Annotated in this window: 17 protein-coding genes; 1 reads left to right on the top strand and 16 read right to left on the bottom strand. The window is 68.5% G+C overall.

Translation table 11 applies throughout. From position 1 onward, the window contains the following. Window positions 1-9: 9 nt before the first annotated feature. The 9 genes from FEF15_RS10050 to FEF15_RS10010 all read right to left on the bottom strand — a co-directional run bounded on the left by FEF15_RS10050 (window position 10) and on the right by FEF15_RS10010 (window position 12878). Window positions 10-519 carry an STAS domain-containing protein gene (locus tag FEF15_RS10050; RefSeq protein WP_163559035.1) on the bottom strand — a complete coding sequence of 170 codons (510 nt, stop codon included), beginning with the start codon at window positions 517-519 and terminating at the stop codon, window positions 10-12. Next, window positions 506-1711: a SpoIIE family protein phosphatase gene (locus FEF15_RS10045; RefSeq protein ID WP_163559034.1), complete on the bottom strand. Its 1206-nt coding sequence runs from the start codon at window positions 1709-1711 to the stop codon at window positions 506-508. Before FEF15_RS10045 ends, FEF15_RS10050 begins: the two co-directional genes overlap by 14 nt. 10 nt (window positions 1712-1721) lie before the next feature. Beyond that, complete coding sequence (locus FEF15_RS10040; protein WP_163559033.1) at window positions 1722-2480, bottom strand: VacJ family lipoprotein; 759 nt, start codon at window positions 2478-2480, stop codon at window positions 1722-1724. 38 nt (window positions 2481-2518) lie between these two features. Continuing rightward, the gene (locus tag FEF15_RS10035; protein WP_163559032.1) at window positions 2519-3640 is read right to left on the bottom strand and encodes a beta-ketoacyl-ACP synthase III; all 1122 of its coding nucleotides are present in this window, start codon (window positions 3638-3640) and stop codon (window positions 2519-2521) included. Between the two features lie 77 nt (window positions 3641-3717). After that, on the bottom strand, window positions 3718-7752 hold the full coding sequence (gene hrpA / locus FEF15_RS10030; RefSeq protein WP_276208206.1) for an ATP-dependent RNA helicase HrpA: 4035 nt from the start codon (window positions 7750-7752) through the stop codon (window positions 3718-3720). A gap of 239 nt (window positions 7753-7991) precedes the next feature. Then, window positions 7992-9668: an AMP-binding protein gene (locus FEF15_RS10025; protein WP_163559030.1), complete on the bottom strand. Its 1677-nt coding sequence runs from the start codon at window positions 9666-9668 to the stop codon at window positions 7992-7994. A 131-nt stretch (window positions 9669-9799) separates the two neighbouring features. Beyond that, window positions 9800-10600: a class II glutamine amidotransferase gene (locus FEF15_RS10020; RefSeq protein ID WP_163559029.1), complete on the bottom strand. Its 801-nt coding sequence runs from the start codon at window positions 10598-10600 to the stop codon at window positions 9800-9802. Next, window positions 10593-12431, bottom strand: coding sequence for a vWA domain-containing protein (locus FEF15_RS10015; protein ID WP_163559028.1), 1839 nt, complete (start codon window positions 12429-12431; stop codon window positions 10593-10595). The genes FEF15_RS10020 and FEF15_RS10015 overlap by 8 nt, the downstream gene beginning before the upstream one ends. Before the next feature lie 9 nt (window positions 12432-12440). Beyond that, window positions 12441-12878 (bottom strand): hypothetical protein, encoded by a 438-nt coding sequence (locus tag FEF15_RS10010; protein ID WP_163559027.1) that lies wholly within the window; start codon window positions 12876-12878, stop codon window positions 12441-12443. A 96-nt stretch (window positions 12879-12974) separates the two neighbouring features. On the opposite strand from FEF15_RS10010, the gene FEF15_RS10005 reads away from it, so the two are divergent. Next, on the top strand, window positions 12975-15056 hold the full coding sequence (locus FEF15_RS10005; RefSeq protein ID WP_163559026.1) for a prolyl oligopeptidase family serine peptidase: 2082 nt from the start codon (window positions 12975-12977) through the stop codon (window positions 15054-15056). Between the two features lie 79 nt (window positions 15057-15135). Here FEF15_RS10005 and FEF15_RS10000 read toward each other — a convergent pair whose 3' ends face one another. From FEF15_RS10000 to dnaX, 7 genes are all read right to left on the bottom strand, one after another. Further along, window positions 15136-15846 carry a hypothetical protein gene (locus FEF15_RS10000; protein WP_163559025.1) on the bottom strand — a complete coding sequence of 237 codons (711 nt, stop codon included), beginning with the start codon at window positions 15844-15846 and terminating at the stop codon, window positions 15136-15138. 155 nt (window positions 15847-16001) lie between these two features. After that, window positions 16002-16451: a YcgN family cysteine cluster protein gene (locus FEF15_RS09995; RefSeq protein WP_163559024.1), complete on the bottom strand. Its 450-nt coding sequence runs from the start codon at window positions 16449-16451 to the stop codon at window positions 16002-16004. A 28-nt stretch (window positions 16452-16479) separates the two neighbouring features. After that, window positions 16480-16776: a YcgL domain-containing protein gene (locus FEF15_RS09990; RefSeq protein ID WP_163559023.1), complete on the bottom strand. Its 297-nt coding sequence runs from the start codon at window positions 16774-16776 to the stop codon at window positions 16480-16482. After that, the gene (gene rnd / locus FEF15_RS09985; protein WP_163559022.1) at window positions 16773-17903 is read right to left on the bottom strand and encodes a ribonuclease D; all 1131 of its coding nucleotides are present in this window, start codon (window positions 17901-17903) and stop codon (window positions 16773-16775) included. The genes FEF15_RS09990 and rnd overlap by 4 nt, the downstream gene beginning before the upstream one ends. Before the next feature lie 33 nt (window positions 17904-17936). Then, window positions 17937-18542, bottom strand: coding sequence for a recombination mediator RecR (recR, locus tag FEF15_RS09980; protein ID WP_163559021.1), 606 nt, complete (start codon window positions 18540-18542; stop codon window positions 17937-17939). Window positions 18543-18694: 152 nt separating this feature from the next. Then, entirely contained in the window at window positions 18695-19021 is a 327-nt protein-coding gene (locus FEF15_RS09975) for a YbaB/EbfC family nucleoid-associated protein (protein WP_163559020.1), read from the bottom strand. Between the two features lie 31 nt (window positions 19022-19052). Then, entirely contained in the window at window positions 19053-20987 is a 1935-nt protein-coding gene (dnaX, locus tag FEF15_RS09970; RefSeq protein WP_163559019.1) for a DNA polymerase III subunit gamma/tau, read from the bottom strand. Window positions 20988-21219 lie beyond the last annotated feature (232 nt).

The raw sequence follows: 21219 nt of genomic DNA, 5'->3' as shown, positions 1-21219 counted from the left end.
GCCGCCGAGTCAGTCGTGATGTGAGGTGGACGCCTGGGCCTCGAGCATCTCGACCAGCGGCTGGAACTCTTCGCGGTTGTGCTCGTTCATGTGCATGAGGATGCGATGCGCCTCGAGGATACGCTGACGCGTTGCCTCGAGGTCGGCGGGCACCTCGGGCAGGTCGCACAGCTCGCACACTTCGGTGATCGGCGCCTCCACCATGGTGAAGAACTGGGCGAACCCCATCACCTCGAGCATGCGCTGCACGTCGGGGTTGTCCGCCACGATGGCGGGCTTGTGGTCGATCTTGTCCTGAACGGCCATGGCGACCTTGGCCAGGAAACCCAGGGCGGTGGAGTCCACATTGGTGGCCTCGCGCAGATCGATGATCAGCGACTTGAGCCCCGGCGTCTCGGCCAGCTTCTCGGCCTGGCTGTCCAAGGTGGCACACAGGGTCAATCGTACGTCGCCGCAAAGCTTGAGTACGAAGACCCCTGAGTCGAACGCCGCTTTGACGCGGCCCTCATTGGTGATCATCGGCAAATCCGCTCAACAACATGATCGTTACATCATCCGGCAACTCTGTCCCTTCGTACTCCCCTTCGACAGCGCTTTCCGGGGAAGTATTCAGGGCCAGGCTGTCACGCAGCTGCGCCAGCGTGGTGCAGGCCAGGATGCGCTGCTCCAGTTCTCTGAGCCGCGCGTCGAGGGTCTCACCCGGCAAGCACTCCAGCACGCCATCCGAACACAGCCATAGCTGGAAGTTCGCCGGCAACTCACAGGATAGTCGCGGGTAGCTCACCTTGGGGAACAGCCCCACCGGCATGCCCTCCCCGGGGAGCTCGGAGACCTGGCCATCGACCACCAGCAGCGGCTTGGGCAGTTGGGCGCCGAGCGAATAGTGAAGAGTATGGTCGCGATGGTCAATGACCCCGACGAACAAGGTGGCATGCTTGCCGATGCCGGTGTCGAGCAGCTCGCGGTTGAGGTCGGCCAGCCAACGCGGCGGCAGCTCCTGCGGGGCTTGTCCGTCCCACTCGGCCAGCCAGCGGTTGCACAGCGACTTGAGCAGCACGGTAACGAACGCCGAGGAGGCACCGTGCCCCGAAACGTCGGCGAAGTAGAACAGCGAGAAACGCTCGTCGAAGCGCTGGAAGTCGAGAAAGTCGCCCGAGAGATAGAGCGACGGCGCCATCCAGTAGTCGCAGGTCACCCCGCCCAGGGTCTGATCATGGGGGGGCAGCAGCTTGCGCTGGATCTGCCCCCCGGCCTGCTGGTCCAGCCGCAGCATCGCCAGATGAGTCTCCAGGCTCTCGTTGAGCTCCTCCAGGTGGGCGTTGAGCTGCGCCAGGCGTTCGCGATCCCGGACGCGCTCCGCTTCCAGGCAGTGCAGCTCGATCGCCTTGCGGATCATGCGCCGCAGCAGCTGGCCGTGGCGCAGCGGCTCCACCACGTAGTCGACGAGGCCCAGATCCACCGCCGTGAGCAGGTCGGCGTCGAGCCGCGAGTCGCTGACCACCAGGGTGGGCAGGCGCTCACTGAAGGTCGCCCACTCGCGGCTGGGTACCGCACGGGCATGCACCACCACCAGGGCGGTGTCCGCCGGCAGGTCGTCGAGGGTCTCGACGGCCATCACCGCCAGGCCGTCCCGGGCGATGGTGTCCGCCAGGGCGTCACGATAGTCGCCGGGCTCATCGAGCACACCAATCAACGGCTTGGCTGCATCCATGGTGCTGGCCTCAGTCGGCGAAGTCGGCATCGTCGAAATCGAACTCGTCGGTGGCAAAGGGATCCTCGCCCAACTCGCCATCGCTGACTTCGAAGCGACGCTGCTGCAGATAGGCGTCGCGGATGAAACTGTAGCGATCGCCGCGAATCATCTCTTCCTGGTCGAGCAGCCCGGCACGGGTATCCACCACCCGCAGCGCCAGCAAGGCGTAACGCACCTCGTCGTCGTCCAGGTAGGTGAGCGGGTAGGTGTAGGAGTCGGCCGGCAGGCCAGTGGTATCGCGCACCGTGCTCGGCCCCAGGAAGGGCAGCACCAGGTAGGCCCCCTCGCCGACGCCCCACACGCCCAGGGTCTGGCCGAAATCCTCCTCGCGACCGGTGATCTCCATGTGGGTGGCGAAGTCCCACAGGCCGCCGATGCCCACCGTGGTGTTGATCACGAAGCGCGCCCCGGCGATGCCGGCGTTGCCCGGCTTGCCCTGCAGCAGGCTGTTGAGCAGCGTGCGCGGCTCACCGAGGTTGGCGAAGAAGTTGCCCACGCCGGTCTGCACCGGCTGCGGGGTCACGGTGCGGTAGCCGCGCGCCACCGGCTTGAGCACGGCACGGTCCACGGCGTCGTTGAAGGCGAACACGCGACGGTTGAAGCCCTCCCAGGGGTCGTCCGGGTGACGCTCCTCGGGGGCGGGGGTGCTGGCACAGCCGGCCAGCAGCGCCACCAGCGCGAGGGCTGCCAGGCCGCGACTCAGGGGTCCCTTGCGTTGTCTGTCCATTGCACTGCCTCTCTGCACATCCTGCTTGCGCCCCTGCCTCATTGTCGGCGTACCACGACACTGCCGGCACTGTAGCCGGCGCCGAAGGAACAGACCACCCCCAACGCCCCCGGTGCCAGATCGGCCCGGTGGAGGTGAAAGGCGATGATCGAACCCGCCGAGCTGGTGTTGGCGTAGCGGTCGAGGATTACCGGCGCCTCGCTGGGCGTCGGATCGCGGCCGAGTACGCGGCGGGCGATGAGATCGTTCATGTGGCGATTGGCCTGGTGCAGCCAGAGCCGCGAGAGCTCGCTGCTCTCGATCCCCAAGCTCGCGAGGTGGCTTCCGATCAGTTCGGCCACCAGCGGGCAGACCTCCTTGAACACCCGCCGCCCCTCCTGCACGAACAGCTTGTCGGCGGCCTGCGGATCGCTGTCGGTGACCCGGTTGAGAAAACCGGCGTTGTTACGGATGGCGTTGGAGAAGCGCGTCCGGAGCCGAGTGCCGAGCACCGTGAAGCGCGTCTCGGCCATGGCCAGGTCGTCGCGCTCGAGGACCACAGCGGTGCAGGCATCGCCAAAGATGAAGTGGCTGTCGCGATCCTGGAAGTTGAGGTGGGCCGAGCAGATTTCGGGACTCACCACCAGGGCGCGGCGGACATTCCCGGCGCGAATGGCGTTGACGGCGGACTCGATGGCAAAGGTGGCCGAGCTGCATGCCACGTTCATGTCGAAGGCATAGCCGCCGGCGCCCAGCGCTGCCTGCAGCTCCACGGCCACCGCCGGGTAGGGGCGCTCGAGGTTGGAGCAACCGACGATCACCAGGTCGATGTCGCCGGCTGCCACGCCGGCCGATGCCAACGCCTCGCCTGCGGCGGTCAGGCCCATCTCGCACTGGATGGAGGGCTCATCGTCGCGCCGCTGGGGGAGGCGCGGGCGCATGCGCTCCGGGTCGAGGATGCCCTCGGCGTCGAGCACGTAACGGCTGTGGATCCCCGACGCCTTGACGATGAAATCGACGCTCGAGTGCGTGAGGGGCGCTCGCTCCCCACGCGCGATGGCCTCGGCCTGGCGCGCATTCTCGGCGTCCACCCAGGCATTGAAGGCATTCACCAGTGAGGCGTTGTCGATGGCGTGTTCCGGTGTGTACAACCCCGTGCCGGTGATCACGACCTCTGTCATGCGGTTCTCCCTTGCAGGGCCCTCGGGCCACTCCTGCGCACCGGCATCGCCGATGCCCTGATCTCGTTGCTGTCGTGTCAGTGGTTCTTCTTGTGGTCTGTCAGCTCGGCCCAGCGCTTCTCGAGGCGCTTGGCCGAGACGGGAAAGCAAGTGCCGAGCTGCTGGGCGAAGAGCGACACCCGCAGCTCCTCGATCCACCAGCGAAACTCGACCAGGGCCGGGTGCTCATGACCGCCGCGTCGCTGGCTCTCGCGACGTGCGGCAAGGCGCTCCTCGAACGCCTGCACCTCCTGCATGTGCATCTGGTCGCGCATGCGCTCCCGCGGTGCCTTCTCGAGGCGAATCAGCGCCGCCTCCATGTAGCGCGGGTACTCGGCCAGCCATTCACCGGCCTCGGTGACGAAACCGGGGTGCACCAGCCGCCCCATCTGCGCCTGAATGTCACTGTAAACCAGCGCCAGGGCCAGGCTCAGCTGCCCCTTCAACGCCTTGGTGACCGCCAAATGGCCCTTGAGAGCAGACTCCAGCGTCGCCACCAGCGCCTCGGCCTGGGGCACCAATGCCTCGCGGGTCTCGGCCAGACGCGCCTCCAGCTCGGCGTTCGAGCGCGGCAGCGGGTCCTCCGCCACCACCTGCTGGAACACCGCACTCACCACATCGTCGACGAGCTGGCGCTTGCTGCCCACCTTGGCGAAGAGTAGCGCGCAGGTCTCGAGCCCCTTGAGCCGCTCGATCTCCCGCACCGCCTCGGGCAGGCGGTGCATGGCCAAGCGCACGATCCCCTGGCAATGGGCCTCCCGTGCCTTGTCGGGGTGATCGAAGAGCTCCACCCGAAACCGCTCGCCCTCGGGCACCAGCGCCGGATAGGCCTCCACGCGGATGCCCGCCTGGGATGTGACCCTTGACTCGGGCAGCGGCGTGACCGGCAGCGCTGCCACCGGGGCTTCGAGGCGCGCTTCCTCGGCCAGCGCCCGAGCCCCCTGCCCTGCCGCCTGCTCGAAGCGGCGCTCCAGCTCGCGCAGGTCGCGCCCCTGCCCCAGGGTATGGCCCTCATGGTCGACCACGCGCAGGTTCATCACCAGATGGGGCTCAAGGGTGTCGAGGCGCCAGTCATCGGGGTGGACCCGCACGCCGGTCTTGCGCCGCAGGAAATCGCCCAGCGCCTCGGTAAGCGGTACGTCATCCGGGGTGAGCGTCTCGAGGGCGGCGTCCACCCAGTCGGGAATGGGCACCACCTGGCGGCGCACTGACTTGGGCAGCGACTTCATCAGGGCGATGCACTTCTCGCGCCGAAGCCCCGGCACCAGCCACTCCAGGCGCGCCGCCGGCAGCTGCGGCAGCATGGCGGCGGGCACGGTGAGGGTGACCCCGTCGTCCAGCGCGCCGGGCTCGAAGCGGTAGTCGAGCGGGTAGCGCACCCCGTTCAACACCAGCTCGTCGGGATAGTCGGCGGCGGTGACCTCCTCGGCCTCGCGGGCCTGCACGGCGCGCCGGTCGAACTTGAGAATCTCGGGGTCGGCGGCCTCGGCCTTCCTGCGCCACGCCTCGAACCCCTTGCCGTTATACACGTCTTCGGGGATGCGTGCGTCATAGAACGCGAACAGGGTCTCTTCGTCGACCAGGATGTCGCGCTTGCGCGCCCGGTCCTCGAGTTCCTCGACCTCGGCAATCAACGCGCGGTTATGGGTGAAGAACGCCCCCTTGGTGCGGAACTCCCCCTCCACCAGGGCACGGCGGATGAACAGCTCGCGTGCTTCCCGGGGGGCGATGGGCCCGTAGTGCACCCGGCGCCCGCTGACGATGGGCAGGCCGAACAGCGTCACCTGCTCCTTGGCCACTACCTGGGCGCGCTTCATCTCCCAGTGCGGCTCGCTGTAGCTGCGCTTGACGAGATGCCCCGCCACGGGCTCGATCCACTGCGGGTCGATCCTGGCCACGGTGCGCGCAAAGAGCCGGCTGGTCTCCACCAGCTCGAAGGCCATCAGCCACTTGGGTGCCTTCTTGGCCAGTCCCGAGCCGGGATGGATGACGAACCGGCGATTGCGCGCCCCCAGGTACTCGCGATTCTCGGTGGCAAGCCCCAGGTGCGAGAGCAGCCCGGGAAGCAGCGCCTGGTGCAGCGACACGGCGTTCTGGCGGCGCGCCTGGACGCGCGCCTCCTCGTCATCGGGCAGGGAGGCTGGCGGCGGCACCTCGATGTCCATCTCACGCAGCTGCTGACGCAGCTGGCGGAAGGTGTCGTGCCATTCGCGCATGCGCAGGTAGTTGACGTAGCGCTCCTTGCACCAGCGCCTCAGCTGGTTGCCGGAGAGCGTTTCGCGAGCCGCCTCGAAGCCGTGCCAGAGGTTGAGCAGCGCCACGAAGTCGGACTCCGGGTCCTGCCAGCGCCGGTGGGCCTGGTCGGCGGCCTCGCGCTTGTCCGCCGGGCGGTCGCGGGGATCCTGCACGGCCAGTCCGGCCACCACGATCAGCACCTCGCGCAGGCCGCCCTGGTCGGCCCCGGCCAGCACCATGCGCGCCAGGCGCGGGTCAATGGGCAGGCGTGCCAGCTTGCGCCCCAGGGGGGTGAGCCGCTGGCTCTCGTCCACCGCCCCCAGCTCGAAGAGCAGCTTGAAGCCGTCGGTGACGAAGCGCGAGTCCGGCGGGTCGACGAAGGGGAAATCCTCGATGTCGCCGAGCTTGAGGGACAGCATGGAGAGGATCACCGAGGCCAGGTTGGTGCGGCGAATCTCCGGGTCGGTGAATTCGGGGCGAGCGAGGTAGTCCTCCTCATCGTAGAGGCGGATGCACACCCCCTCGGCGACGCGCCCGCAGCGCCCCTTGCGCTGGTCGGCGCTGGCCTGGCTGACCGGCTCCACCGGCAAGCGCTGGATCTTGGCGCGGTAGCTGTAGCGGCTGATGCGCACCAGGCCCGGGTCGATCACGTAGCGGATGCCCGGTACGGTGAGCGAGGTCTCGGCGACGTTGGTGGCCAGCACGATGCGCCGCCCCTTGTGCGGGGCGAAGACGCGGTTCTGCTCAGCGTTGGAGAGCCGCGCATAGAGCGGCAGGATCTCGGTGCCCTTGAGGTCGGCGCGGCGCAGGGTGTCGGCGGTCTCGCGGATCTCGCGCTCGCCGGGCAGGAATACCAGGATGTCGCGCGGCCCGTGGAACCAGCGCTTGTCGCGCTCGATCTGCTCGATCTCCTCCACCGCATGCAGGATACCCTCCTGCAGGGTGCGGTCGGCCTCGTCGTCGGCCTCGCGAACCAGGGGCCGGTAGCGCACCTCCACCGGGTAGGTGCGCCCGGACACCTCCACCACCGGCGCCGGCACTGGCTCGGCCTGTTCTCCCTGCTGGCTTTTGCCGGGCAGCGCAAAATGCTCGGCAAAGCGCGCCACGTCGATGGTCGCCGAGGTGATGATCACCTTGAGGTCGGGACGGCGCGCCGTGAGCCGCTTGAGGTAGCCGAGCAGGAAGTCGATGTTGAGGCTGCGCTCGTGGGCCTCGTCGATGATGATCGCCTCGTAGCGGGTGAGGTCGGGGTCGTGACGCGTCTCGGCGAGCAGGATGCCGTCGGTCATCAGCTTGACCAGGGTGTCGTCGCCGGTCTGGTCAGTGAAGCGCACCTGGTAGCCCACCTGCTCGCCGAGCGGGGTCTGAAGCTCCTCGGCCAGGCGCGTGGCCACCGAACGCGCCGCCAGGCGACGCGGCTGGGTATGGCCGATCAGGCCGCGCCGCCCCAGGCCCAGCTCGAGGCACAGCTTGGGCAACTGGGTGGTCTTGCCGGAACCGGTCTCGCCGGCCACCACCACCACCTGGTGGTCCGCCAGGGCGGCGAGGATATCCTCGCGGCGCTCGGCCACCGGCAGCTCGGGCGGGTAGGCCAGGGTCACCGGCCGGGAAGCGCGGCGCTCGGCCAGCGCCCGGGAGCGCGCCAGCGCCTCGCCCACCTGCGCCAGGCCGCGATCCACCGGCTTGCCTTCCTTGAGGCGGCGGGCAAGGCCCGCCAGGCGCTTCTCCAGGGCGGGGCGGTCACGCAGCATGACGTCATCGAGCGCCTGACGCAGGCGCTCGAGTTCCTGGGATTCCGTTGACGCGGTGGCGGAGCGGGGACGGATTGCGGTGGTCACGACATCCTCTGACGCTGAAACGAGCCACCCGCCCCGATATGCCCGGGACGGGTGGCTCATTGTAACGCCGGCGGCGTACCGGCGGCCAATTTCGGCCATTGGCCTTGCCTATCATGCGGCAAATGCCCGCCTATCGTCGCATTGCGTTCAGCTCCCGGCCTTCGCCTGCTCTTCGTCATGCAGCTGGCGGCGCAGCACCTTACTGAATGCATGAGCGTTTTGGGCAGCCCGCTGCCCTCTCAGGAGCCGGTCTTGCCCTGCTCTTCGTCACGCAGTTGGCGGCGCAGCACCTTACCCACGTTCGTTTTGGGCAGCTCGTCGCGAAACTCGATGCGCTTGGGCACCTTGTAGGCGGTGAGTTCCTTCTTGCACCACTCGCGCAGCGTCTTCTCGTCGAGGCTGTCATCCTTGGCCACCACGAAGAGCTTGATGGCCTCGCCGCTCGCCTCGTCGGGGACGCCCACGGCGGCGGACTCCACCACGTCCGGGTGCGTGGCCACCACATCCTCGATCTCGTTGGGATAGACGTTGAAGCCCGAGACGAGAATCATGTCCTTCTTGCGATCGACGATGCGGATGTAGCCATCCTCCTGCAGCACGGCGATGTCGCCGGTGCGGAACCAACCCTCCTCGCTGAGCACCTGGGCGGTCTCCTCCTCGCGGTTCCAGTATCCCTTCATCACCTGGGGGCCCTTGACGCACAGCTCGCCCGGCTCGCCGAAGGGCAGGTCGTTGCCGTCCGCATCCACCACCTTGACCTGGGTGCCCGCCACCGGCTTGCCGATGGTGCCGAGCTGGATGGCATCGGTGGGATTGAAGCTGACGATGGGCGAGGTTTCGGTGAGACCGTAGCCCTCAGCGATGTCGCAGCCGGTCACTTCCTTCCAGCGCTCGGCCACGGCACGGGTCAAGGCCATGCCGCCCGAGATGGTGAGATGCAGGCGGGAGAAGTCCAGGGCGCGGAAATCTTCACGGTTGCACAGCGCATTGAACAGGGTATTGAGGCCAATGAAGGCGGTGAAGCGAACCTTCTGAAGCTCCTTGACGAAGCCCGGCAGGTCGCGGGGATTGGTGATGAGCACCGAATGGTTGCCGGTCTCCATCAAAAAGAGGCAATTCACCGTGAAGGTGTAGATGTGGTAGACGGGCAGCGGCGCGATCACCACCTCCTCGCCATGGTTCAGCCCCGGGCCGATGGCCTGCCCCGCCTGCAGCATGTTGGCCACCAGGTTGCGGTGGGTGAGCATGGTGCCTTTGGCCAGGCCGGTGGTGCCGCCGGTGTACTGCAGAGCGGCGATATCGTCCGGCGCACGCTCCACCTCGCGATGACTCTGGCCCGCGCCCTGCTGCAGCGCGCGGCGCAGCGGCACCGCGCCGGGCAGCCGGTAAGCCGGCACCATCTTCTTGACGTGCTTGACCACGGCGTTGATCAACAGCCGCTTGGGGAAGCCGTGCAGGTCACCCAGTTCGGTGACCACCACGTGACGGATGTCGGTGCGATCGAGAATGCGCTCGAGCTTGTCGGCCATGTTGGCCAGGATCACGATCGCCTTGGCGCCGGCATCCTTGAACTGGTGGGCCATCTCGCGCTCGGTGTAGAGCGGGTTGGTATTCACCACCACCAGACCGGCGCGCATGGCGCCGAACACCGCCACCGGGAACTGCAGGACGTTGGGCAGCTGGATGGCGATGCGATCACCCGGCTCGAGGTCGGTCTCGGTCTGAAGCCAGGCCGCGAAGTCACTGGACAGCCGGTCGAGCTCGGCAAAGCTGAGGGTGCGACCCATGCAGCTGAAAGCGGGGTTGTCGGCGTAGCGCCCGACCGCGGCGTGGATGATTTCCATCACCGATCGGTACTCGTCCATGCCTTCGAGTTCGGGGCCGGAAAGGATCGGGGCAGTGGCGTGCTCACTCATGGCTTGTCTCCGCGGCAGCGTCGATATCGACAGGGCCGTCGAGGATCGACTGTTCTTCTTGTAGCGCTCTCGTCGTGCTGGGCGACACGATATATCAGCTGGCACCAGGCTGTAAAACGATCGATTGAAACTTACGTTTCATCTTCTTCTTCAGCACTGCGATAACGGGCCACGATGTTGCCCAGGCGCCATACCAGCAGCTCGCCGGGCTGCATATGCTGCCAGGCCTCGTTGCTGGTCAACGGCTCGGTGGCCACCACCGAGACGATATCGTCCGAGGTGGTGTGCTCGGCGAAGTTCACCGTCAGCTCGGCATCCGAGAGCTCCGCCTTGCCGAATGGCGCCCGGCGCGTGATGTGCGCGAGCTTGGTGGAACAGAAGGTGTAGAGGTAGTCGCCATCGGCCAGCAGCAGGTTGAAGACACCCAGCGTACGTAGCCGCTCGCAGCAGCGGTGCAGCAGCGCCCAGAAGGGCTCGCGTCCGCGGGGCGGCTCCGGGAAGTGGCGGCGCAGCTCGCCCAGCAGCCAGCAGAAGGCGTGTTCGCTGTCGGTGTCGCCCACCGGCCGATAGGCTCCGAGCGGCAGCGGCTCCCAGCCGGCAAGCTGGCCGTTGTGAGCGTAGCACCAGGTCTGGCCCCACATCTCGCGGGTGAAGGGGTGGGTGTTGGCCAGGCGCACCTCGCCGACATTGGCCTGGCGAATATGACTGATGACGATATGCGACTTGATCGGGTAGTCGCAGATCAGCCGCGCGATGGGCGAACGCACCGAGGGGTGGGGATCGCGGAAGTCGCGATAGCCGCCGGCCTCGTAGAAGGCGATCCCCCAGCCGTCGCGGTGCGGGCCGGTGCCGCCGCCACGGTGCAGGAAGCCGGTAAAACTGAAGCAGATGTCGGTGGGCACGTTGGCACTCATGCCCAAGAGTTCACACATGGGGCTCCTCCCGGTAGCGAACGCGCAGACGCCGACGGCGTCGACGCCACACCAGCAACAGCATGAGCCCGCAGACCAGTACCGCCACGCCCGCCCACAGCCGCGGGTCGCGACCGTGGGCCTCGAACCAGCGAGCCATCACCGGCTGCCAGGTTTCCCACTGACCGCGGGCCAGACGCGGCAGGCGGTCGAGCAGGGCAATGAAGCGCGCCACCCCCTCGGGGGCGACCTCCGTCGGCGTGGACTGCGAGGGCGCGGGGGCCTCGTGGAAGCGCTCCACGGCGAGACTGGGCTGCGCCTGGGCGATATCGATCCCGGTAGCGCCCTCGGGAAACAGCAGCAGGCGCGGCAGGCGCAGCTCGCGCGTGCGTCCCTCCAGGGTGACCCGGCCGCGCAGCATCAGCGGCTGGGTGAGGTTCTCGTCGAGCACCGGCAGGTTGATCGCCCAGCGCTGGTCGCCCAGGGCGGCCGCCTCGAGCCGCTGGCCCTGCAGCTGCCCATGCAACTCGGTGTTGTCGCGATACAGCGCGGGGTGCTCGGCACGCAGGAGCACCCGCCTGCCCTGGGTATCGTGCTCTGCCGTCACCGCCGGCAGGACGTTCACGGCCTGGACACGCTGGCGGCGCAGGCCCTGCCCTTCGGCGCGCACCGCCAGTTGAGCCGTGCCGGCCAGCACCGGCGCGGGCAGCTCACCGACGAACCGGTCCTGGCGCGGGGCCAGCGCCGTCGCGGCCTGGGTCTCCCCCGCGTCATCGCGCAGCTCGGCGCTCACCTGCAAGTGCGCCGGCCACTCTGCCGGCGGCAGCGACTCGCCATCCCGTGACAGCCAGGCTTCCACCGGTACCGGGAAACCGAGGTAGAGCGTCCCCGGCAACGGTGCCGTCTGCAGGGTGAGGGGCGATACCAGGGTGACACGGCTCTGCTCGCCCACCTCGCCCTCGAGCCGCCACTGCCCGGCCATCGGCTCGGGCACCTGGATCAGGTCGTAACGCTGCTCGCGGCGCCAGCGCGCCCCCTCGGGCGGGGACTCGGCGGTGTAACGCCGACCATCCGGCCCGACCAGTGCCGTCGGTGGTGCGCCGGGCTCGCGGAACAGCAGGGCGTTGAAGCCCTCGAGACCGGGCTCGATGACGAAGCCGCCATCCCGCAGGGGCGCGCGGTCGTTGGGGAAGATACGATCGACGATGCGGAGAAAGGCGCCCAGCAGGGCATCGGGGCTCTCCACCGGCGCCGAGAGGCCACCGGTCTGCTGGGCGAGGCGCTCGACCAGCGCCAAATCCGCCTCGTCGGAGAAGGCAATGGCGTGCACCACCACCTCCGACTCGGCCAGGCGTGGCGCCAGGGTCTCGAGCAGCTGGCGGCGCGAGGCGGTATCGATCTGCGGCTTGGCCCCGCGCCACGGGGGCAGGTCGATCATGCCATCGGTGAGCAGCACCAGGTGCCGCTCGCCGGGCGACTCGTTCGCCGCCGCCTCCCGGATCGCCGCCTCGATGTCGGTGAAGGGGTCACGCCCCTCCAGGCGAGGCGCCAGGTCCATGGCCTGAGCCCGCCAGTCGGCGTCCACCGTGCCCGGCGGCAGCGGATTGGCCACGCTCTCGCCGAAGGTCCAGACACCCGACCGAGTGCCGCCGGGCAGCAGGGTCACCAGCAGTTCCAAGGCCTCGGCGGCAAGCTGCTCGGGGTCGTTGTCGCGCATGCTGCCGGAAACATCGACGATGACGCGCACGTCCGGCGGTGGCTCCTGGGCGACGGCGGGCAGCGCCCCCCACAGCAGCAGCGCCCCGAGCAGGCCAGTCAGCCACCGCGTACCGCTTCGCCATGCCCTGCCCATGGTGGCTCCCTAGCCGATTACCGGCTCCCGACGCCCTCGCGCCGCCGAGGCGGGCCCCTTGTCGTCCCGAGACGAACGACGTTCCGGGCCGTCAGGCTCCTCGGGGGTGCGGAAGGCCCACCACTGCAGCAGGCCCAGCGCCACCCCCAGACCGGCACCGGCAGCCACCAGCAGCCCGGCGGAGAGCAGCACCTCGGTATTGCGCTCCAGGAAGGCCACGCTGGCCACCACCACCGCCGGCGCCAGACCGGTATAGAACTCGCCCTCCTCGATCAGCGGCAGGCGGAAGCGCGTGGGTATCCACAGGATCCCGGCCACCGCCCAGGTGATCGGCAAACGCAGCAGGCGCGGCAGAAAGGCCAGGCCCAGGTAGCCGGTCAGCAGCACGACCAGCGACAAACCCACGTAGGTCAGCCATAGTAGGGTCATCGAATCCGACGTCAGCATCGACACCTCTCAACGCATCACGGCTAGCCCTGCCGGGTATCGCCGTGCAGTATGGAAATCGCTAATACTCAATCCCAGTATGGTACACCTGCCACCATGAAAGCACAGCCGCCGCATCATCCGGATGCCAACGCCCCCGTGACCCGTTTCCGTCGTCCGGCCGATCCCGCCTGGCACTGGCTGGAGAACCGCGACGATCCCGAGGTCGCCGCCTTCCTGGAGGCTGCCAACTGCGAGTCCTCAGAGTGGTTCGCGCCCCTGGAAGGACTGGTCGAGCGCCTCTACCACGGCCACCTGGCCCGCCGTGAGCTGGCCGTGCATGGGTTGCGCACCCCGCTGGATCACTTCACCTACTGGAGCGAGACCGCCGCCGACGCCGACTACCCGGTGTGGTGGCGCCATCCCAATGGGCACTCGGCGGCCACCGAGCGCTTCCTCGACCTGCAGGCCCGCGCCGAGGCCCATGACTTTCTGGAGATCGGCGACATGGCGCTGTCGCCGAACGAGCAGTGGCTGGCGTGGACGGAGGACACTCGCGGCGACGAGACCTACACGCTCTACCTCCAGGCCCTGCCCGACGGCGAGCCCCGGGCCCTGCTCGACGCCATCGGGCCGGAGCTGACCTGGGCGGAAGACAACACTACCCTGCTCTTCACTCGCTATGACGCCACCCAGCGACCGGCGAGCGTATGGCGCCTGCCGCTGGCCGACGGCCGCGCCGGCGAGCCGACCCTGGTGCTGCGCGAGGAGGACCCGGAATTCTGGCTGGGCCTGGGCAAGACCCGCTCCCGGGCCTGGCTGGTGCTGGAGAGCGCGTCCAAGGACACCAGCGAGTGCCACCTGATTCCCGCCCTTGCGCCGGTCACTCCGCCCCGCTGCTTCCGGCCCCGCGAGCGTGGCGTGGAGTATTCCCTGGATCATCGCCCGGGCCACTTCTATGTGCTGCACAACCGCCAGGCCGTGCACTTTCGCCTCGACGTGGTGGACGAGGCCGCCCTGGATGCCACGCCCTCGGCAGCGAGCTGGAAAGGACTGATCACCCATCGTGACGAGGTGACACTGGAGGGGGTGGATGCCTTCGCCTGGGGGCTGGTGGCCACGGAGCGGGACCATCAGGAGGCGCAGGTGCACCTGCGCGTGCTGGAACTCGACGCCGGGCATGCCATCACCCGCGACGCCCGCCTGCCCCTGCCCGAGACGCCCTGCAGTCTGGCACTGGGCGACATGCCCCATTTCGACAGCCGGCGGCTGCGGCTGCGCGAGGAATCCTTCGTGATGCCGGCCAGTTGGATCGAGCACGATCTGGACAGCGGCGAGCGCCGCCTGCTCAAGCGCCAGCCGGTGCATGGCGACCTGCACCCCGAGCAGCTCGCCTGCGAGCGCCTCTGGGCCACCGCCCACGACGGCGAGCGGATTCCCGTCTCGGTGGTGATGCGCGCCGACCGCGTCGGCCACCCCCTGCCCACCCTGCTCTACGGCTACGGCGCCTACGGCGAGGTGCTCGACCCCTGGTTCTCGGTGGCGCGCCTGGAACTGCTCGCCCGCGGTGCGGCCTTCGCCGTGGCTCACGTGCGCGGCGGCGGCGACCGCGGCGAGCCCTGGTACCTGGCCGGCAAGCTGGAACACAAGGAAAACAGCTTTCAAGACTTTCTCGCCGCCCGCAATGCCCTGGTGGAGACCGGCATCAGCGACGGCGAGCGCATCGCCGCCTACGGCGCCAGCGCCGGCGGCCTGCTGGTGGGCGCCAGCCTTAACCTGGCCCCCACCGCCTTCTGTGCCGCCGTGCTCGACGTGCCCTTCGTCGACGTGCTGCGCACCATGGAGAATCCCGACCTGCCCCTCACCACCGCCGAGTACACGGAGTGGGGAAACCCCAACGAACCCGATATCCGCCGGCGCATTCGCGCCTACTCGCCGCTGGACAACCTGACCGCCCAACCCTGGCCCAGCCTCTTCCTGCAGGGCAGCTGGCACGATACCCGCGTGCCCTACTGGGAACCCGCCAAGCTTTACGCGCGCCTCACCGAGATGGGTACCGCCCGGGGCCCGGTACTGCTCAGGACCGACATGGCCGCCGGCCACGGCGGCGCTTCGGGGCGCTTCAAGGCGTGGCACGACAACGCCCGCCAGGACGCCTTCATCCTCTGGGCGCTGGGACTGGAGCGACGCGAAGGCTAGTCCCGCCGCGAGGGATAGCCCCCGACGCAAGCGCCCCGGCCGATGCCGGGGCGCTTGCTCTCACTGGTTCGGGGTCAGCTCAGGTACCGCCGCCGGCGCCACCCCCCGTGCCGCCACCGGCACCGCCGCCGCCAGAGCTGCCGCTGCCACCGCCGCCAGAGCCACCGCTACCGCCGGAGCCACCAGTACCGCCACCGCCGGAACCGGAACCACCGCTGCCGCCGGAGCCACCACTGCCACCGCCGCCAGAGCCGCCGCCACTGCTACCGCCGCCAGTGCCGCCGCCGTTGCCATTATCGCCGCCGTTGCCATTATCGCCGCCGTCGCCGTTATCGCCACCGTCGCCGTTATCACCGCCGTCGCCGTTATCACCGCCGTCGCCGTTATCACCGCCGTCGCCGTTGTCACCGCCGTCGCCGTTATCACCGCCGTCGCCGTTGTCACCGCCGTCGCCGGGCGCATCATCGGCCACGGCCACCAGACCGCCGCCCTCGCCGCCACCGCCGGTACCCGCAGCCGTCCCCCCGGTTCCGCCAGCCCCGGGCGGCTGGAGCAGCAGCAGTTGCTCCAGGTCGTCGCGGGTCGCCAGCCAGTCGAGCAGCAGCCGTATCTCTGCCCTGCTCAGCACGGCCCCCTCGTACATCAGGTCGTTGTAGATCTGCTCCAGCTCACCATCACTAAGCGGATCCGTTCTCCAGGCTGACGCTTGTGAGGTCGACTGCCCCCAGGCTGCTGACGACGCCATGGCAGCGATGGCCACCCCCAACGCCAGTTTCTTGAACCCTTTCATGTCGTCTCCCCTATGACCACTCTGCCCACTTCACGCCCGACAGCCGTTACCGTCGCAACGACTCATCAACATTTTGTTACAGTTCACTATCAAGCATTGCAACGGATGGCGCAGGCGGCCATGGGAAGGGAGGCTGAATCGCAGGATGAAAAACGTCAGTCGTCAATAGGGAGGATGGCAATGATATGGTCTTCGTATTCCTCCTCCGGCACATCGCGCTGAGAAAGGGCGAAGCTGCGCACACTGATGCCCTTGCGGTGCACGCGCTCGGGATCGCCGGAGAGCAACGGGTGCCAGCGCGCCAGCTTGCGCCCTTCGGCGAGGCGGCGGTAGGCACAGGAGTGGGGAAGCCAGCGAAACTCGGCGACGCGCTCGGGCGTCAGCCGAGTGCAGTCCGGCACGCGCTCGAAACGGTGGTCATAGTCGCTGCAGCGGCAGCTGTGAGTATCGAGCAGCTCGCAAGCGACCCCCAGCACGGCAAGCTCCCCGGTATCGTCATCCTGGAACTTCAGCAGGCAGCACTGGCCGCAGCCATCGCACAGCGCTTCCCACTCCTCGGTGGTGAGTTCGTCGAGGGAAAAGCGCTCCCAGAAGCGTTCTCTCATGACCACTCCTCGCCGCACCGACTGCGACTCAATAGCGCGCCTCGGTGGGGGCCCGGTAGAGATCCAGCAGGTAGGCCTCCCGCGCCGGCGGCATCTGCAAGTAGTAGCCCTTGTCTCGGATCGCCGCCATGATGTCGGCGGCACAGGCACGTGCCAGGCGCTTCTCGGGCGTCAGGATCAGCGTCATCGCCGAGACCGGTACGCCGAACTTCGCCAGCAAGGCCTCCGGCACATCGACCAGGCCATGCCGCTTCTCCACGTAGAGGTACATCTCCTCCCGGCGGGGACTCTTGAAGATCTCGCACAGCAGTTTGTCATCGGTCATTCGTCGGTCACCTCGGCAAGGGCTCGGGTCAGCTCGGTGGCCAGGCGCTCGCCCCGCCAGCCGGTGGGAAGCGGCAAGGCCTCGCCGGCCAGGTCGGCCATCACCAGGGCCTCCAGATCGCGGCGGCGCAGCAGCACCTCGGGGGCCAGGCCGAGCGCCTCAGCCTCGGCATTCACCACCCCCTTGAGGGCCTTGAGGCGCCGCTTGAAGGCCGGCGCCATGGGCGACGGCAGCGCGACCGGCAGCGCCTCGGCATCGCGTTGGCGAGCCTCCTTGACCAGGGCCAGCAGGGTGTCGCCATCGCGCTTGATCAGGCTCGGCTTGATGTCGTCGACCTCGGCGAGTTGGTGGCGGTTCTCGGGCAGGCGCTCGGCGACGCCGTAAAGCACCCGGTCGTTGACCAGCCAGCCTCGCGGCAGGTTGCGCCGCCGGGCCTCGCCCTCGCGCCAGGTGGTCAGCAGCCGATACGCCTCGATGCCGCGTGGCGGCAGGCGCCATAGCTGGCGGTGGCGACGATACCATTGGCCGTCGGCCTCGTCGCTGCGCAGCGCCTGGGCGACCAGCTCGCGACAGTCTTCAAAGAGCCACTCGAGGCGCCCCAGGCGCTCCAGCGCCGCGCGCTGTTGCGCCCACACCTGCAGCAGGAAGGTCACGTCCAGCGCCGCATACAGGCGCTGCGAGTCGGAGAGCGGGCGGGCCAGCCAGTCGGAACGGGTCTCGTCCTTGGGCAGGGTCTCCCCGGTCCAGTGCTCGACCAGCCGCTGGTACCCCATGGCGGGGTCCTCGCCGAGCAGCCCCTGGGCCACCTGAGTGTCCACCAGCGGCGCCACCGGCACCCCGGCCCAGCGCGCCAGGACCTCGAGGTCCTCGCTCGAGGCGTGCAGCAGCTTGAGCGGCCCCTCGGCGAGCAGGCGACGGAAAGCGGTCGTGCAGTCGAGGGCGAGCAGGTCCACCAGGTAGGCGGGGCCACCGGCGGTAAACTGGATCAGCGCCGGCACCGGGTGGAAGGTCTTCTCGCGGAAGAACTCGGTGTCCAGGGCGATGACATCGGCCCCGGCCACCTCGGCGCAAGCGGCGTCGAGGGACTCGGGGGTGTCGATCCAGCGTATCTCGGGAGTCAGGGTCATGCTTCTATCCGGCAGGATGAGAGGGAAGCGGCATCAGTCGCCGCGAAACGGCAGGCGGCCGTTGAAGGCGCGGCTCAGGGTACCGCCGTCGACGTACTCGAGCTCGCCGCCCATGGGCACGCCATAGGCGAGCCGCGAGAGGCGCACGCCGTGAGGGTCTAGCTGGGCAGCGATATAGTGGGCCGTGGCCTCGCCTTCCACCGTCGGGTTGGTGGCCAGTATCACCTCCTCCACGCCGGCGTCACGCACGCGCGTCTCGAGCTGGTCGAGGCCGATGTCCTCGGGGCCGATGCCGTCCAGCGGCGAGAGGTGGCCGTGCAGCACGAAATAGCGACCGCGATAACCGCCCGCCTCCTCGATGGCCAGTTGGTCGGCAGGCGACTCCACCACGCACAGCACGCTGTCGTCGCGCCGCGTGCTCTCGCACAGCGTGCACAGCGGCGCTTCGGTGAGGGTACGGCAGCGCTCGCAGTAGCCCACCCGCTCCAGCGCCGTACCCAAAACATCGACGAGGCGCCGACCACCGTCGCGGTCACGCTCGATCAGATGCATGGCCATGCGCTGGGCGGTCTTGGGCCCAACGCCCGGCAGCACCCGCAGCGCCTCCATCAGTTTCTCGACGAGGGGAGAAAAACTCATAAATAGTCTCTGGCTGGCTCGTACTGAAACTCGAGCGAGCGATGGTCAGGCAAGGCAACAATCCTCGAAGAAGCGGAGTTTACAGGTTGTAAATGAGCATTCTAAGAGGATTGTTAACGCCGCATGGTCGAGCGCAGCCGGTTTCAGTCGAGTCAGAAAGGCATCTTGAAGCCCGGCGGCAGATTAAGCCCCGCCGTGGCCTCCTCCATCTTCTCCTTGGTATTGGCCTCGACCTTGCGCACGGCGTCGTTGACGGCAGCCGCCAGCAGATCCTCGAGGAGCTCCTTGTCCTCTTCCATGACGCTGGGGTCGATGTCGACCTTGCTGACGTCATGGCGACCGTTCATGGTCACCTTGATCATGCCGGCCCCGGCCTCGCCGGTCACTTCGGCCTTGGCGACCTCTTCCTGGGCCTGCTGCATCTTTTCCTGCATCTCCTGGGCCTGCTTCATCAGGTTGCCCATTCCACCCTTCATCATGGTGAGTCCTCTCGTGTTGGGATCATTGCGGTCACTGACTGGCGGCAGTGTCGGCGGGTTTGACCGTGGCTTCGACGAGCCGCGCTCCGAAGGTTTGCTGCAGCTGCTGCACGTGGGGGTCGCGGTTGAGCGCCGCCACCGCCTCGGCATGGCGGGCCGCCGCGAGGCGGTCGCTGCGCTGTCGCGGCGTCTCGACGCCGGCCGGCAGCTCCCCCGGCTCCAGGACCAGACGCCGTGCGATTCCGATGGCGGCGAGGGCCTCCGCGATGCGCCGCACGTGCACCTCGGCGTTCATCGCCGCCTGGGAGGGGTCGAGACGCAGGGTGAGCCGTTCGCCGTCATCGGCTTCGACCACGCAATGCGCGGCGAGGTTGCGCGTGAGTCCGCCCAGGCCCAGGGCATCGAAGCGCTCGAGCCAGTCGGCGTGGGAGAAGCCCGGGCCGGCCGTCGACGCATCGGACGCGGGAGCGCTCGGCGACGCCGAGGGTGCGGCCACTGCGGGCTCCGCGGGGAGGGAGGCCGGGGACTCGACGGCGGGCTCTGGGGCAACGCTGTCCTGCAGTGAGACGTCGGCCGGCTCGGCCGCGGCCATCGACTCGACAGCGGCTTCCTCCGGCAGCGGCTCCCAGGGCGGCACTTCCGCCTCGGGCGAAACCGGTGCCCGGGGCGCGTCAGATGGCGCAGCATCCGCGGTATCGCTGGTGGAGGGGCCCGTCGGGGCGGCAGCCACCGGCGACGCCGCCTCGGCTGCCGTCGGCCCCTCGCGCGGCGTGACGTCGCTGCCCGGCGCGGGCGTTGCCTGCCCCGCCCCGCTCGTCTCTTCACCGCGCATCGGCAGCGGGGTCTGGGGCGGCTTGGGCACGCCTTGGGGGCGGAAGGCCAGCATGCGCAGCAGGGTCATCTCCAGCGCCGTGCGCAGGTCCGGCGCATGGGCCATGTCGCCGCGCCCCTGGATACCGATCTGGTAGTAGAGCTGGATGTCCTCGGCCGCGAAGCGGCTGGCCAGGGCCAGCAAGGTGTCGCGGTCGCCGTGACCGTTGTCCAGGGCATCGGGCACCATCTGCGCCACGGCCAGGCGGTGCAGGACGCCAGTGACATCGTCGAGCACGGCGGCAAAATCCGGTCCCTGCTCGGCCAGGGCGGCCACCTCGGCGAGCAGCCGGGCCGCGTCCACCTCGGCCAGCGCCTCGATCAGCGCCAGCACATGGCGATGATCGAGGGTGCCGAGCATGGCGGCGACATCGGCGTGTCGCACCTCGCCCTGGCCGAAGGCGATGGCCTGGTCGGTGAGGCTCATGGCGTCGCGCATGGAGCCCTCGGCGGCCTTGCCGAGCAGCCACAGGGCATCCTCCTCGTAGCCGACCCCTTCCGCCTCGAGCACCTTGGCCAGGTAACCGACGATGCGCTCCGGCGGCATGTGCTTCAAGGTGAACTGCAGGCAGCGCGACAGCACCGTGACCGGCAGCTTCTGCGGGTCGGTGGTGGCGAGCAGGAACTTCACGTGGGGCGGCGGCTCCTCCAGCGTCTTGAGCAGCGCGTTAAAGCTGTGGCTGGAGAGCATGTGCACCTCGTCGATGAGGTACACCTTGTAGCGCCCCTGGGTCGGCGCGTACTGCACGTTGTCGAGCAGCTCGCGCGTGTCCTCCACCTTGGTACGCGAGGCCGCGTCGACCTCGATCAGGTCGACGAAACGCCCCTCGTCGATGGCGCGGCAGCTGGCGCACTCGCCGCAGGGCGTCGAGGTCACGCCCTCGTCACCGCGCCCCTTCGCCGTGCAGTTCAGGCACTTGGCAAGAATGCGCGCGAGCGTCGTCTTGCCCACGCCACGGGTGCCGGTGAACAGATAGGCATGGTGCAGGCGCCCCTGGTCCAGGGCGTTCACCAGCGCACGCTGGACGTGTTCCTGACCGACCAGCTCATGGAAGGTGCGCGGTCGCCACTTGCGGGCCAGAACCTGATAGCTCATGCGGCGCGGGATCCTTGCAGCGTAGGGTGACGGGCACGAGGCCCGATGTCTGACGATAACCTGCCATTCTAGCGACTGGGGGCGACGGCGGAAAGCGAGGCTGAAACACCCCCTGGTTCCCTGTGGCTAAGTTGGCATCTGCTGTTGATCTGCGCTTATCGCGACACGCAGCCACGCAGCCACGCTTCCTCCGATGGGTTGGCGGTTTCGAACAACCGCCGCCATGCCAGGT

The organism is Halomonas sp. NO4 (assembly GCF_010994375.1).
Taxonomy (GTDB): Bacteria; Pseudomonadota; Gammaproteobacteria; order Pseudomonadales; family Halomonadaceae; genus Halomonas.
Note: the sequence above shows the minus strand (reverse complement) of the source record. Positions and strands in the feature narration are given on the sequence as shown.